At 71.8% G+C, this 13216-nt stretch carries 13 protein-coding genes; 8 read left to right on the top strand and 5 right to left on the bottom strand.

Features of this window, described 5'->3' with window-relative positions; all coding sequences use genetic code 11:
* Nucleotides 1-5: 5 nt before the first annotated feature.
* Entirely contained in the window at nt 6-1859 is a 1854-nt protein-coding gene (ilvD, locus tag ACFYYN_RS29040) for a dihydroxy-acid dehydratase (protein WP_500548113.1), read from the top strand.
* Nucleotides 1860-1913: 54 nt separating this feature from the next.
* Here ilvD and ACFYYN_RS29035 read toward each other — a convergent pair whose 3' ends face one another.
* The gene (locus ACFYYN_RS29035; RefSeq protein WP_500548112.1) at nt 1914-4031 is read right to left on the bottom strand and encodes a serine/threonine-protein kinase; all 2118 of its coding nucleotides are present in this window, start codon (nt 4029-4031) and stop codon (nt 1914-1916) included.
* A gap of 219 nt (nt 4032-4250) precedes the next feature.
* Here ACFYYN_RS29035 and ACFYYN_RS29030 point away from each other — a divergent pair, with 219 nt between their 5' ends.
* From ACFYYN_RS29030 to ACFYYN_RS29015, 4 genes are all read left to right on the top strand, one after another.
* Nucleotides 4251-4580 (top strand): SH3 domain-containing protein, encoded by a 330-nt coding sequence (locus tag ACFYYN_RS29030; RefSeq protein ID WP_500548111.1) that lies wholly within the window; start codon nt 4251-4253, stop codon nt 4578-4580.
* A gap of 158 nt (nt 4581-4738) precedes the next feature.
* Nucleotides 4739-5050 (top strand): SH3 domain-containing protein, encoded by a 312-nt coding sequence (locus ACFYYN_RS29025; protein WP_500548205.1) that lies wholly within the window; start codon nt 4739-4741, stop codon nt 5048-5050.
* A gap of 85 nt (nt 5051-5135) precedes the next feature.
* The gene (locus tag ACFYYN_RS29020) at nt 5136-5444 is read left to right on the top strand and encodes an SH3 domain-containing protein (RefSeq protein ID WP_500440074.1); all 309 of its coding nucleotides are present in this window, start codon (nt 5136-5138) and stop codon (nt 5442-5444) included.
* Between the two features lie 52 nt (nt 5445-5496).
* Complete coding sequence (locus tag ACFYYN_RS29015) at nt 5497-6273, top strand: class I SAM-dependent methyltransferase (protein WP_500330156.1); 777 nt, start codon at nt 5497-5499, stop codon at nt 6271-6273.
* Nucleotides 6274-6326: 53 nt separating this feature from the next.
* Here the strand turns inward: ACFYYN_RS29015 and ACFYYN_RS29010 are convergent, their stop codons facing one another.
* The 3 genes from ACFYYN_RS29010 to ACFYYN_RS29000 all read right to left on the bottom strand — a co-directional run bounded on the left by ACFYYN_RS29010 (nt 6327) and on the right by ACFYYN_RS29000 (nt 9071).
* Nucleotides 6327-6764 carry a hypothetical protein gene (locus ACFYYN_RS29010; protein WP_500548110.1) on the bottom strand — a complete coding sequence of 146 codons (438 nt, stop codon included), beginning with the start codon at nt 6762-6764 and terminating at the stop codon, nt 6327-6329.
* Between the two features lie 142 nt (nt 6765-6906).
* The gene (locus ACFYYN_RS29005; RefSeq protein ID WP_500548109.1) at nt 6907-8385 is read right to left on the bottom strand and encodes a SulP family inorganic anion transporter; all 1479 of its coding nucleotides are present in this window, start codon (nt 8383-8385) and stop codon (nt 6907-6909) included.
* Nucleotides 8386-8720: 335 nt separating this feature from the next.
* Entirely contained in the window at nt 8721-9071 is a 351-nt protein-coding gene (locus ACFYYN_RS29000; RefSeq protein ID WP_500535978.1) for a hypothetical protein, read from the bottom strand.
* Between the two features lie 200 nt (nt 9072-9271).
* Between ACFYYN_RS29000 and ACFYYN_RS28995 the strand changes: the two genes are divergently transcribed.
* From ACFYYN_RS28995 to proC, 3 genes are all read left to right on the top strand, one after another.
* Nucleotides 9272-10060 carry an ABC transporter ATP-binding protein gene (locus ACFYYN_RS28995; RefSeq protein ID WP_500548108.1) on the top strand — a complete coding sequence of 263 codons (789 nt, stop codon included), beginning with the start codon at nt 9272-9274 and terminating at the stop codon, nt 10058-10060.
* On the top strand, nt 10057-10794 hold the full coding sequence (locus tag ACFYYN_RS28990; RefSeq protein ID WP_500548107.1) for an ABC transporter permease: 738 nt from the start codon (nt 10057-10059) through the stop codon (nt 10792-10794). Before ACFYYN_RS28995 ends, ACFYYN_RS28990 begins: the two co-directional genes overlap by 4 nt.
* 66 nt (nt 10795-10860) lie before the next feature.
* Complete coding sequence (proC, locus tag ACFYYN_RS28985; RefSeq protein WP_499513254.1) at nt 10861-11670, top strand: pyrroline-5-carboxylate reductase; 810 nt, start codon at nt 10861-10863, stop codon at nt 11668-11670.
* 45 nt (nt 11671-11715) lie between these two features.
* On the opposite strand, the gene trpS is transcribed toward proC, so the two are convergent.
* Nucleotides 11716-12714: a tryptophan--tRNA ligase gene (gene trpS, locus ACFYYN_RS28980; RefSeq protein WP_500548106.1), complete on the bottom strand. Its 999-nt coding sequence runs from the start codon at nt 12712-12714 to the stop codon at nt 11716-11718.
* Nucleotides 12715-13216: the final 502 nt, after the last annotated feature.

Raw genomic sequence — 13216 nt, 5'->3', positions numbered from 1 at the left:
TCCCCGTGCCCGAGCTGAGGTCCCGCACAGTCACCCACGGCCGCAACATGGCGGGCGCCCGCGCCCTCATGCGCGCCTCGGGCGTAGCGAGCGAGGACATCGGCAAGCCGATCATCGCGGTGGCCAACAGCTTCACGGAGTTCGTGCCCGGGCACACCCACCTGCAGCCCGTCGGCCGCATCGTCAGCGAGGCGATCAAGGCCGCGGGCGCCGTGCCGCGCGAGTTCAACACGATCGCCGTCGACGACGGCATCGCCATGGGCCACGGCGGCATGCTCTACTCGCTGCCCTCCCGCGACCTGATCGCCGACTCCGTCGAGTACATGGTCGAGGCGCACTGCGCCGACGCGCTGATCTGCATCTCCAACTGCGACAAGATCACCCCGGGCATGCTGATGGCCGCCCTGCGCCTCAACATCCCCACCGTCTTCGTCTCCGGCGGCCCCATGGAGGCCGGCCGCGCCACCCTCGTCGACGGCACCGTCCGCACCCTCGACCTGATCGACGCGATCGCAGACGCCGTCAACGACAAGATCTCCGACGAGGACATCCTCCGCATCGAGGAGAACGCCTGCCCCACCTGCGGCTCGTGTTCCGGCATGTTCACCGCCAACTCGATGAACTGCCTCACCGAGGCGATGGGCCTGTCGCTGCCCGGCAACGGCTCGGTCCTGGCCACCCACACCGCCCGCAAGGCGCTGTACGAGGACGCCGGCCGCACGGTCGTCGACATCACCCGGCGCTACTACGAGCAGGACGACGAGTCCGTGCTGCCGCGCTCGATCGCCACCTTCGAGGCCTTCGAGAACGCCATGGCCCTCGACATCGCCATGGGCGGCTCCACCAACACGATCCTCCACCTGCTGGCCGCGGCCCAGGAGGCGGAGGTCCCCTTCGGCCTCACCGACATCGACGCCGTCTCCCGGCGCGTGCCGTGCCTGGCCAAGGTCGCGCCCAACGTCGCGAAGAACCGCACGTACTACATGGAGGACGTGCACCGGGCCGGCGGCATCCCCGCCCTGCTGGGCGAACTCCACCGGGCCGGCCTGCTCAACGAGGACGTCCACTCCGTCCACTCCCCGTCGCTCGCCGACTGGCTCAAGACCTGGGACGTGCGCGGCGGCTCCCCCTCCGCCGAGGCCGAGGAACTCTGGCACGCCGCCCCCGGCTGCGTCCGCTCCGCCGAGGCCTTCTCCCAGTCCGAGCGCTGGGAGGCCCTCGACCTCGACGCCGCCGAGGGCTGCATCCGCTCCGCCGAGCACGCCTACTCCAAGGACGGCGGCCTGGCCGTGCTCCACGGCAACCTCGCCGTCGACGGCAGCGTGGTGAAGACCGCCGGCGTCGACGAGTCCATCTGGACCTTCGAGGGCCCGGCCGTGGTCTGCGAGTCCCAGGAGGAGGCCGTCGACAAGATCCTCCGCAAGGAGGTCAAGGAGGGCGACGTCGTCGTCATCCGCTACGAGGGCCCCAAGGGCGGTCCCGGCATGCAGGAGATGCTCTACCCCACCTCCTTCCTCAAGGGCCGCGGCCTCGGCAAGGCCTGCGCCCTCGTCACCGACGGCCGCTTCTCCGGCGGCACCTCGGGCCTGTCCATCGGCCACGCCTCCCCCGAGGCGGCGTCCGGCGGCACGATCGCGCTGGTCGAGGACGGCGACCGCATCCGCATCGACATCCCCGGCCGCAGCATCGAACTCCTCGTCCCCGAGGAGGAACTGGCCGCCCGCCGTGCCGCCCTCGGCGGCGTCTACGCCCCCAAGAACCGCGACCGCAAGGTCTCCCTGGCCCTCAAGGCGTACGCCGCGATGGCCACCAGCGCCGACAAGGGCGCCGTCCGCGACGTCACGAAGCTCGAGGGCTGACCCCGGGCCCGCCCCCGTCGTCGTCCCCGGGACCCCTTCCGCCGATCCCCACGATCACCAGCGGGAGGGGTCCTTCGCGTCCACGGCGAACACACTGCCGTCCGGTGCGGTCGCGAACACCTTCCCGTCGGCGACGACGGGGGAGGGCGGGGATCCCGGGTAGTTGCCCGGACGCGTCGGCAGGCGTGGCTCCGTCTGGCCGAGGAAGACACCCCGCTCGGCGTCCACGGCCAGGAGGCGTCCGTCGACGGCGGTGAAGTACAGCCGGCCCCCGGCGACGGTGGGAGTGGATCCACCGCTCACCGACGTCTCCAAATGCCATGATCCGCTCCCCGCGCCTTGTTCGGGGCGACGGGTGTCGACACCCGTCAGCTCGCCTCCGTAGCCAAGGAGGTAGACCATGTCCCCCCGCACCGCGGTCTGCGGCCCGTTGAGGAACGGGGTGACCGGGATCCGCCGGTGCGACCAGGTCGCGGTGTCCAGCCGGACGATGGCGTTGGTGCGGGCGAAGGCGTCCAAGGAGGTCAGGAAGAGGGCCGTGCCGGACTCACCCACCGGGTCCAGTTGCCCGTCGAGCAGGACGTGTCCCCGCACCGTTCCATCGGTCTCGTTCACCGCGGTGACCAGCGTGTGGCGGCCGTCCGGGCTGACCTCGACGGCGTAGAGACGTCCCGAGGCGCCGTACGTGGCCAACGACGGCTGCACGTGGCCCGGCAGGTTCGCGCGCCAGCTCTCCCGGCCGGTGGTGCCGTCCACCGCGATGACCTCTCCGTTGCCTCCAGCGAGCAGCACGGTGCTCCCGGCGCTGTAGTACGCGCTCCGGTAGGAGGAGATGTCGCGGGTCCAGCGCACCTTGCCCGTTGCCGCGGACAGACCGGTCAGCCGTGATTCGTCGTCGCTCACCACGCGGACGACGCCGCCCAGGAGTACGGGCGGACGGAGGGAGTTCTGAGTGCTGCCCTTCACATGGGTCTTGCGGACCGACCACTGTATGAGCCCGCTGTCGGCGTCCAGCTTCGATGCTTGGATACCTGGTCCGGTGCAGAACAGCGCTCCCGCACCGGAAGTGCACGCTGCCATGCCGTCGCTGCTGTCTCCCCGGAGGACCGTTTCCCACGGGTGGAAATCCGCGTCGGCGGAGACCGGGGATCCGGCCGAGCCCAACGGCGAGTCGCCGCCGTGACGTTGAGCCAGGAGGAAGGCGCCTGCGGCGAGCACGCTCAAGGTCAGGACCCCGACGAGGGCATAACGGGCTCTGCGGAGCCGGGGCCCGGGAGTCTTCGGTACCGGATCGGACGCATCGGGATCGGACCCGGATCCCGTCCGCGGCACTTCCTGGGCCGGGACCAGGCCTTCCTCCGGTTGCCGCTGTGCCGGGATGAGCCCGTCCGCGAGGACGCCTTCGAGGTCGAAGGAGCCGAAGGTCTGGGTGTCGTACGAGGCCGAGACTTCTCTCAGCTCCGTCATCAAGGCGTCCGGAGTGGGCCTGTGGTCCGGGTCCTTGGCGAGGCACCGCTCGATGAGCGGCCGCAGATCTCCGGGGACGCCTTCGAGGTGCGGCTCGTCGTGGACCACTTGGTAGGCGACGATGTAGGGGCTGTCCGAATCGAAGGGACTGCGTCCCGTCACGGCGTGGACGAGCACGCCGGCCATGGCGAAGACGTCGGCGGCGGGCCCCACCGATCGGGGCCGGCTGAACTGTTCGGGCGCCATGAAGGGAGGCGTGCCGATGAGCTTGCCCGTCTCCGTACGCACGTCGCTGTCGGGTGGTCGCGAGATGCCGAAATCGATGACCTTGGGACCGTCGGCAGCCAGCAGCACATTGCTCGGCTTGAGGTCGCGGTGGACGACGCCCACCCGGTGGATGTCCCGCAAGGCCTCCGCGAGTCCAGTCAGGAGGTAGCGCGCCTGAGCCGGCGGCACCGGCCCGTTCCGCTTGACGAACTCGGCCAGCGTCGGCCCGGGTATGTACAGCGCCGCCATCCAGGGTCGTTCGGCATCCGGGTCCGCGTCCACGACAGGTGCCGTGAAGGCGCCGCTGACCCGTCGTGCGGCGGTGATCTCCTGGCGGAATCGCGCCCTGAACTCCGGGTCCGCCGCAAACTCTTCGTGCACGACCTTGACCGCCAGCCGCATGCCGGATGTCGAGCGTGACAGGTGCACCACGCCCATGCCGCCCGAGCCGAGCCGTCCTTCCAGCCGGTACGGTCCCGCATATTCCGGATGTTCCGCTTCCGGGCTGGTCCCGGGCTTCCGCAATGGCGGCATGCCCCACCCCCGTGTGTTCGTCCGCAGCCGCAACTCGGTGAGCCTAGTGGATCCCTGCAACGGCGACGGTCCGGATTGCTAGCCTGCACTTGACAGAGCGTGAATCTTCACGGGGGAGGGCACATGGCCGAGAACGAACTTGACGAGCCGACGGGCGAGGTCGGCCGTGCAGCAGCGACCGAAGTTGCCGTCACGGCAGCTGATTTGATCGCCTACTCCGTCGCGCCCGGATGCCGCCTCAACGTCCGGTCCGGCCCCGGGACGAGCTACCACATCGTCAAGGTCCTGCCGTACGAAGCCAGGGTGGCGATCATCTGCCAGACGCCCGGGACCACGGTCAGCGGCTACTACGGGACGTCGAACATCTGGGACTGCATCGGCACGAACCAGTATGTCTCCGACGCATATGTGCAGACCGGCAGTGACGGGTACGTCACGTCACGCTGCGGCTGACAGCGCCGGCTCGTCACAACTCACGCCCATCACGCCACATGGCTCCCCGGCCCACCGGGGAGCCGCGGCGTGCATCCGTCAGTGATCCGTCCCTCAGGAGGAACGTGTTGGGCAAGGGCGAGAGCAGGCGCACGGCGCTGGTGACCGGTGCGGCCACGATGGCCGGTGCGACCTTCCTCGTGCTGGGGGGTGCCGCCGAGGCGACCGCGGCGTCCGCGGATCTCGTGTACTACTCGGTCGCCCCCGACGTACGGCTCAACGTCCGTATCGGCCCCGGCACGGGCTACCAGATCGTGAAGGTACTGCCCTACGACGTCAAGGTGCCGATCATCTGCCAGACCCCGGGCGAGACGGTCAGCGGCTACTACGGCACGTCGAACATATGGGACCGGATCGCCCCCGGCCAGTACGTCTCCGACACGTACGTGCACACCGGCAGCGACGGCTACGTCGCGGGACGCTGCGGATGATCACCCGCGGTTCCTTACCCATGGGGAGGCTGTGTTGAGCAAGGGCAGAAGCAGGCGCGCCGCACTGGCGGGCGGCGCGGCCACGATGGCCGGGGCGGTGTTCCTCGTGCTGGGGGGTGCCGCCGAAGCCGTGGCGGCTCCCAGTCTCGTGTACTACCCGGTCGCCCCCGACGTACGGCTCAACGTCCGTACCGGCCCCGGCACGAACTACCAGATCGTCAGGCTCCTGCCCTATGACGTCCAGGTGCCGATCTTCTGCCAGACCCCGGGCGAGACCGTCAGCGGCTACTACGGCACATCGAACATATGGGACCGGATCGGCCCGGACCAGTACGTCTCCGACACCTACGTGCACACCGGCAGCGACGGGTACGTCGCCGGAAGGTGCGTCTGACCGAGCCCACGCGGTGGGTCGCGCCCGCGTCCCACGGGGAAGGACAACCCCCATGACCACACACCCGGCCCACCGCGTGCTCGCCCAGTCGTTCGACACCGTCGCCGCGCAGTACGCCGCGGCCCGCCCCGGTTACCCGGGAGAGCTGTTCGACGCCGTCGAGGAGATCAGCGGCCGTCCCTTCGCCGGTGCCGCGGTCCTGGACGTGGGGGCCGGGACGGGGATCGCCACGGCGCTGCTGCGGGCGCGCGGGGCGAACGTGACGGCCGTGGAGCCCGGGGCGGGGATGGCCGCGCAGTTGCGGGCGGGGCAGCCGGACGTGCCGCTCGTACGCGGGGACGGGGACGCGCTGCCGTTCGCGTCCGGGGTGGCGGACTTCGTGACGTACGCCCAGGCGTGGCACTGGACGGACGCGGCCAAGTCCTCCCCCGAGGCGGCACGGGTGCTGCGGCCGGGCGGCGCGCTCGCGCTGTGGTGGAACGTGCCGGACCTGGGCGTCGCCTGGGTGCGGGAGCAGGAGGAGCGGCTGGCCCGCGCGGTCCCCCGCTACCACGAGAACGGCCTGACGGGGACGGCGGAGGACATCCTCCGTTCGCTCGGCTCCCGCCTGGGGATGCGCACCGAGACCCGCGTCCTGCACTGGACGCGCACCGTCGCGCTGGACACGCACCTCACGATGCTCGGCAGCCGTTCCTACTTCGCCGTGCTCGCCCCGGACACCGCCCGCCGCATCCTCGACGACGAGCGGCGCGCGCTGCTGGCGCTCTTCCCGGACGGTCACGTGGTCGAGCCCTACAAGGTCGACCTCACGGTGGCGGTCAAGGACTGACGGTCGAGGACCGAGGGGGTCAAGGCACGGCGGCCGGGGCACGGCGGCCGGCCCTAGCCGGCCCGCCGCTTCCCGGCCACCGAACCGACGACGCCGACCACGCCCGCGACGAGGACCCCTCGCCACAGGCCGTCCCAGAGGCTGCCGAAGAAGCCCTCGGAGGTCAGGATCTGGCGCATCACGACGTCGGTGACGAGCAGCATCCCCGCCGGGACCAGCGCGACGCGCCAAGGGTGGGCGGCCGCCCAGCGGCGTATGCGGCGGTCGGCGCGCGGGCCGCGCCCGGTCACCGCGCCGGCGCCGCCGACGAGGAAGAAGAGCATCAGCGCGACGGACACGGCGCCGGCGACGACGCCGAGCCCGAAGTCGCCGCTCAGGGCGGAGGCGGCGAGGGAGACCCCGCCGCCGATCGCGCCGACCGCCGCCGCCGGGCGCCAGGGGCCGAGGGTGGCCGAGGCCACCGCGAGCTGCCGCTTCTCGGCTCCGGTCACGTCCCGGGATACATCGGTAGAACGCCTCATATGGCCACGGTCACTCCGCTCCGCTTCCGAAGCCATAGGGGATGACCCTGAGACGGCCCGGAACCGTGGGTCAGGGGCGGCGCCCCGTCCCGCCCGGTCCCGGGCCGTCGCGTCACACCGGTGCGCCCTGCACCCGGACGGGCGTCACCCCCTCCTCGTTGTGCCGCTCGGCCCAGCCGAGCAGGGCCATGCCGCAGGCGTGGTCGAGGTGCCGCAGCCGGCGCAGGTCGAGTTCCATCGGGCGGTCACGGGGCAGCGCCTCCAGTTGCTCCAGCAGCTTGGGCAGCCGCAGGAAGGTGGCGTTGCCCAGCACGCGGACGACGATCGGGCCCTCACCCTTGTCGTCGATCTCCACATGGGTCTGCGAGGTCTCCCAGGCAGCCTTGACCACGGCCGTGAGCAGCCCGATGAGGACCCCTTCGAACATGTTGGTGGCCACGATCGCCGTCGCGGTCACCACCAGGACGACGGCCTCGCCCCGGTGCGCGCGCCACAGCGGCACGAGCTCCTTCACCGGTACGAGCTTCCAGCCCGCGTGCACCAGCACACCCGCCAGTGCCGCCACCGGGATCACCCCCAGGGCGCCGGGGATCAGCGCGGCGAACAGCAGCAGCCACACGCCGTGCAGCACGCGTGCCGCCTTCGTACGGGCGCCCGCCTGCACGTTGGCCGCGCTGCGGACGATCACCGCGGTCATCGGGAGGGCCCCGAGCGCCCCGCAGACGGCGTTGCCCGCGCCCTGCGCGATGAGTTCCTTGTCGTACTCCGTGCGCGGCCCGTCGTGGAGCCGGTCCACCGCGGCGGCGCTGAACAGGCTCTCGGCGGAGGCGATCAGCGTGAAGGCCAGCACGGTGCCGATCACGGACAGGCTCGCCAGCCCCGCGAACTGCCCGGCACCCGGCGGCTGGACGACGTCGAGCAGCCCCGCCACCTCGACGCGCTGGACCGGCAGGCCGAACAGCACGGCCGCGCCCGTGGCCAGCGCGACCGCGGCCAGCTGCCCCGGCAGCAGCCGCGCGGCACGCGGGATGCGGGGCCACAGCACGAGGACCGCGATGGTGCCACCGCCGACGGCGAGCGCGGTGAGCGCCGTGGGTGAGGCGACGGTGCCCGCGACCAGTCCCGGTAATCCGGCGATCTTCGCGACGCCGCCTGCCGGTGCCGCGGTGTCGGTGAGCGCGTAGACCTGTCCGGCGATCAGCACCAGGCCGATGCCGGCCAGCATGCCCTGGACGACGGCGACGGAGATGGCCCGGAACCAACGGCCGAGCCGGAGCACGCCCATGGCGAGCTGCAGCCCGCCCGCGCAGAGCACGAGCACGCCCAGTGAGGGCAGTCCGAAATCCTGGACCGCCTCGTAGACCAGGACGGTGAGTCCGGCGGCCGGGCCGGACACCTGGAGGCTGCTGCCGGGGAGCAGCCCGGTCACGATCCCGCCGACGATGCCGGTGACCAGGCCGAGTTCGGCCGGCACCCCCGAGGCGACGGCCACGCCCACGCACAGCGGCAGGGCGACGAGGAAGACGACGAGGGAGGCGGTGACGTCGGCGCGCAGCGACTGCGGGCGGGGCAGTCGCGACGCGGCGCGCATGAGGCGGCTCACCGCGCGGGGGCGGGGGTGAGGGAGCCGCGGACGGGCCGGAGGGGCCGGACGGCTGGTGGGGGGAGGGCGGAACAAGAGGTGGGGGATGGGGGGATGAAGGTCTTCACGCGGGTGTCCTCCATTGCGCCCCGGCGCCGGCGTGGGCGGGGGCGTACGTGGTCGAGCAGTGTGGGGGGACGGTTCTCCCGGGCCGCGGGCGCCGCGTACGAGTGCATGTGCGTGCACGTGGACGCGCGGGCGCCGGCGCGGGCCCGGGCCGGGTGGGGCCCGGGCCGCGGGCGACGACCGCGGTCAGGAGGGAAGGGCAGGCGGCAGGCCGTGCCTCAGCAGCGGAACGCGCCGAGGGCGATCGGTAGTTCTCCGGATCTGGAGAGGGGTACCGCCTGCCGGGCGGTCCGCGGCGCCGTCACGGCGGCGGACACCTGGGCGCCTTCCGCCGGGACCGTCTCATCGGTCCCGGTGCCGCCCCGTGGTGCCGGTGCCGGTGCCGGGACGCTCACGGTCCCGGGCAGCACCAGGCGTATGCCGTTGCTCCCGTGCCTGCGTGCCAGGCAGTTCCGGGTCTCGGGCTCCACGCGCGCCACCGTCGTGCCCGCGCCGCGGCCGGAGACGGGAACGGGCTCGGCGGCGGCGCAGCCTATCGCCGCGAACAGGGAGAGCAGCAGTGCCGCCATGACGGCGACAGCACGCGCAACTCCCTTGGCCGATACCACAGGTGCCCCCGTTCCGATGCGTAGCCGCCCTCCATTTTGCGCAGACAGCCACTCCATTTTGCAAGCTCTTTAAGCAAACGGAGTGTAAATGATCCGTCACTCAAACGGATGCATCCGCTGCTCCTTGACGCCCCGAGGCGCCCCGGAGCATTATTCACCGCATGATGAATAAAGCCGAGGAACCCGGAGGTCCGGGCCCCGGACCCGCCGTGCACGCCTCCGGGCTCACCGTCGTCCGCGGCGGCCGCACCGTCCTGGACGCCCTGGAGTTCACCGTCCCCCGTGGCGAGATCACCGGCCTGCTCGGCCCCAGCGGCTGCGGCAAGTCGACCCTCATGCGCGCCGTCGTCGGCACCCAGGCGGCCGTCACCGGCACCCTCGACGTCCTCGGCCTGCCCGCCGGCCACCGCGACCTGCGCCATCGCGTCGGCTACGTGACCCAGGCCGCCTCCGTCTACCTCGACCTGACCGTCCGCCAGAACCTCGAGTACTTCGCCGCCGTCCTCGGCGGCGACGCCCCCGGCCACGTCGAACGCGCCATCGCCGACGTCGACCTGGTCTCCCACGCCACCGCCCTCGCCGGCAACCTCTCCGGCGGACAGCTGAACCGGGTCTCCCTCGCCGTGGCGCTCCTCGGCACCCCCGAACTGCTCGTGCTCGACGAACCCACCGTCGGCCTCGACCCCGTCCTGCGCCGCGACCTGTGGGAGCTCTTCCACCGCCTCGCCGCCGAACGGGGCGCCACCCTCCTCGTCTCCAGCCACGTCATGGACGAGGCCGAGCGCTGCCACCGGCTGCTGCTCATGCGCGAGGGCCGCATCCTCGCCCAGGGCGCCCCCGACGAGCTGCGCGCGGGCACCGGCGCCCCCACCGTCGAGGACGCCTTCCTCCGCCTCGTCGACGAGGCCGCCGGGAAACTCCCCCACCAGGCTGAGGAGCCCGTCCGATGAGCACGCGCCGCACCCTCGCCACCGCCCGCCGCGTACTGCTGCAACTGCGCCACGACCCGCGCACCATCGCCCTGATGGTCGTCGTGCCCTGCGTCCTGCTCACCCTGCTGTCCTGGGTCTACGACGCCAGCCCGCGCACCTTCGACACCGTCGGCGCCTCGCTGCTGGGCATCTTCCCGCTCATCACGATGTTCCTGGTCACCTCGATCGCGACGCTGCGCGAACGCACCTCGGGCACCCTGGAACGCCTGCTGTCCATGCCGCTCGGCAAGGGCGACCTGCTGGCCGGGTACGCCCTCGCCTTCGGCGCCGTCGCCGTCGTCCAGGCCGCCCTCGCCACCGGGCTCGCCGTCCTCGCGCTCGGCCTCGACGTCACCGGCTCCGCCTGGCTGCTGCTCCTGGTCGCCCTCGCCGACGCCTGCCTGGGCACCGCCCTCGGGCTCTTCGTCAGCGCCTTCGCCGCCAGCGAGTTCCAGGCCGTGCAGTTCATGCCCGCCGTGCTGCTGCCGCAGATCCTGCTCTGCGGACTCCTCATGCCGCGCGACCGGATGCAGCCGGTGCTGGAGGCCATCTCCAACGTCCTGCCCATGTCGTACGCCGTCGACGGCATGCAGGAGATCCTCACCCACACCGGCGTCACCGGTGACTTCGTCCGCGACCTCGCCGTCGTCGCCGGCAGCGCCGCGCTCGCACTCGCCCTCGGCGCGGCCACGCTCCGCCGCCGTACGGCCTGATCCCCCAGGGTGACCGCACCGTGGACGGCACGGCCTCCGGGCCGCCCACGGTGCGAGGATGACCCCATGACGCAGAAAGTCGCGGTGCTCGGCACCGGCAAGATCGGCGAGGCCCTTCTGTCGGGCATGCTCCGTGCCGGCCGGCAGCCGGAGAACCTCCTCGTGACCGCCCGCCGCCCGGCGCGCGCCCAGGAGCTGCACGCCCGCTACGGCGTCGAATCGGTCTCCAACGAGGAGGCGGCCAAGACCGCCGACACCCTCATCCTCGCCGTGAAGCCGCAGGACATGTCCGCCCTCCTGGAGGAGCTCGCCCCGCACGTCGCCGCCGACCGGCTGATCATCAGCGCTGCGGCCGGCGTCCCGACCTCCTTCTTCGAGGAGCGCCTCGCCGACGGCATCGCGGTCGTCCGCGTCATGCCCAACACCCCCGTCCTGGTCGACGAGGGCATGTCCGTCATCTCAGGCGGCAGCCACGCCGCCGAGGAGCACCTGCTGCGCACCGAGGAGATTTTCCAGCCGGTCGGCAAGACCCTGCGCATCCCCGAGTACCAGCAGGACGCCGCCACCGCCCTCTCCGGCTCCGGACCCGCGTACTTCTACTACCTGGTCGAGGCCATGACCGACGCCGGCATCCTCCTCGGCCTGCCGCGCGCCCAGGCCCACGACCTGATCGTGCAGTCCGCGATCGGCGCCGCCGTGATGCTCCGCGACAGCGGCGAGCACCCCGTCAAGCTCCGCGAGGCCGTCACCTCCCCGGCCGGCACCACCATCAACGCCATCCGGGAACTGGAGAAGCACGGCGTGCGCCACGCCCTGATCGCCGCCCTGGAAGCCGCCCGCGACCGCAGCCGCGAGCTCGCCTCCGGCAACGGCTGACCGGCCGGCCGGGTTCAGCAGGCCCCGGCCGCCGTCAGCACGTCCTCAGCCCGGCGGCAGCAGCCCGATCGCCCGGTAGGCCGCGTCGACCGTCGGCCGGGCCAGGGCCCGCGCCCGCTCGGCACCGTCCCTGAGCACCCCGTCCACGTAGCCGGGGTCGGCCACCAGCTCCGCGTGCCGTTCCCACAACGGCCGCAGCTCCTCCACGACGGCCTCGGCGGTGTCCTTCTTCAGGGCGCCGTACGAGTCGTACCCCGCCGCGAGGTCCTGCGGCGCCCGGCCCGTGCACGCCGACAGGATCTCCAGCAGGTTCGCCACCCCCGGCCGCTCCTGCGGGTCGTACGCCACGTCCTGCCCGCTGTCCGTCACCGCCCGCAGCAGCTTCCTGCGGACGACATCGGGCTCGTCGAGCAGGTAGACGATCCCCGGGCCGGTGTCCTCCGACTTGCCCATCTTCGACCCCGGGTCCTGCAGGTTCATCACCCGCGCCGCCACCTGCGGCAGCACCGCCCGGGGGACGGTGAACACATGCCCGTAACGGTGGTTGAACCGCACCGCCAGATCCCGCGTCAGCTCCACGTGCTGCGCCTGGTCGTCCCCGACGGGCACCTCGTCCGCCCCGTACGCCAGGATGTCCGCCGCCATCAGCACGGGGTACGTCAGCAACGACAGCCGCACGCTGCCGCCCCGCCGCTGCTCCCTGGCCGCCTTCTCCTTGTACTGGACCATCCTGCGCATCTCCCCGTCCGTGGCGGTGCATTCGAGGAGGTACGCCAGGCGGGCGTGCTCGTCCACATGGCTCTGCACGAAGAGCGTGCAGACCCGCGGGTCGACGCCGGCGGCCAGCAGGAGCGTCGCCGCCTGGCGGCTCAGCCGCCGCACCCGCGCCGGATCGTGCTCGACGGTGAGCGCGTGCAGGTCCACGACGCAGAACAGCGACTCGGCCCGGTGCTGGTCCACAGCCGCCCACTGCCGCACGGCGCCCAGGTAGTTGCCCAGGGTCAGGTGCCCCGTCGGCTTGATCCCGCTGAAGACCCTCGTCATCGCTGTTCCTCCCGGCTGTGGGACCACCGCGGTCGGCGAGCCGGAGCAGAAACACGTACGGCCGCCGAAGCGGCGGCCGTTGGATGCATGCGCTGAGCGTCGGCCGCCGTCAGGCGGCCCACCACAGGTACGAGTGCGCATGCTCGGTCATGCCCCGAAGGTAACGCGCAAACCTGTTGACGGCCACAGGTTTGAAGCACCCCGGGGCGTGGTGTAGTGTTCTCAAGCTGCCTCGGACGGGTCACCTTCCAGAGGTGGCCACTCAAGCCGCCCGGCGGCAAACCACTACTGCACGACTTCCCCTCGGGGACGATTTCGGCATGCCGAAATCAGATCCGAATGGCTCGATTATGAACCGCAGGGGAAATCCGCTAACGTAGTGGACACGCCGGAAGGCGCGAAACGAAAAACCCCGCTCCAATAGGGGGCCGGAAACGAAGAGCGGAAACGCGAAACGGATCTGGTAAGGTTGGAGACAACGAAGGGAAAGCCCGGAGGGGCC

The sequence above is a fragment of the Streptomyces sp. NPDC001902 genome, from assembly GCF_042891295.1.
Classification (GTDB): domain Bacteria; phylum Actinomycetota; class Actinomycetes; order Streptomycetales; family Streptomycetaceae; genus Actinacidiphila.
The sequence above is the reverse complement of the archived record's forward strand: the minus strand, read 5'-3'. Positions and strand labels throughout refer to the sequence as shown.

Excerpts from the sequence above, each read along its gene's own strand:
- ACFYYN_RS29035 (WP_500548112.1), bottom strand. The coding sequence starts at position 4,031 with ATGGGCGTGGTGCACCTGTCACGCTCGACATCCGGCATGCGGCTGGCG.
- ACFYYN_RS29030 (WP_500548111.1), top strand. The coding sequence starts at position 4,251 with ATGGCCGAGAACGAACTTGACGAGCCGACGGGCGAGGTCGGCCGTGCA.
- ACFYYN_RS29025 (WP_500548205.1), top strand. The coding sequence starts at position 4,739 with ATGGCCGGTGCGACCTTCCTCGTGCTGGGGGGTGCCGCCGAGGCGACC.
- ACFYYN_RS29020 (WP_500440074.1), top strand. The coding sequence starts at position 5,136 with ATGGCCGGGGCGGTGTTCCTCGTGCTGGGGGGTGCCGCCGAAGCCGTG.
- ACFYYN_RS29015 (WP_500330156.1), top strand. The coding sequence starts at position 5,497 with ATGACCACACACCCGGCCCACCGCGTGCTCGCCCAGTCGTTCGACACC.
- ACFYYN_RS29005 (WP_500548109.1), bottom strand. The coding sequence starts at position 8,385 with ATGCGCGCCGCGTCGCGACTGCCCCGCCCGCAGTCGCTGCGCGCCGAC.
- ACFYYN_RS29000 (WP_500535978.1), bottom strand. The coding sequence starts at position 9,071 with ATGGCGGCACTGCTGCTCTCCCTGTTCGCGGCGATAGGCTGCGCCGCC.
- ACFYYN_RS28995 (WP_500548108.1), top strand. The coding sequence starts at position 9,272 with ATGATGAATAAAGCCGAGGAACCCGGAGGTCCGGGCCCCGGACCCGCC.
- ACFYYN_RS28990 (WP_500548107.1), top strand. The coding sequence starts at position 10,057 with ATGAGCACGCGCCGCACCCTCGCCACCGCCCGCCGCGTACTGCTGCAA.
- proC (WP_499513254.1), top strand. The coding sequence starts at position 10,861 with ATGACGCAGAAAGTCGCGGTGCTCGGCACCGGCAAGATCGGCGAGGCC.
- trpS (WP_500548106.1), bottom strand. The coding sequence starts at position 12,714 with ATGACGAGGGTCTTCAGCGGGATCAAGCCGACGGGGCACCTGACCCTG.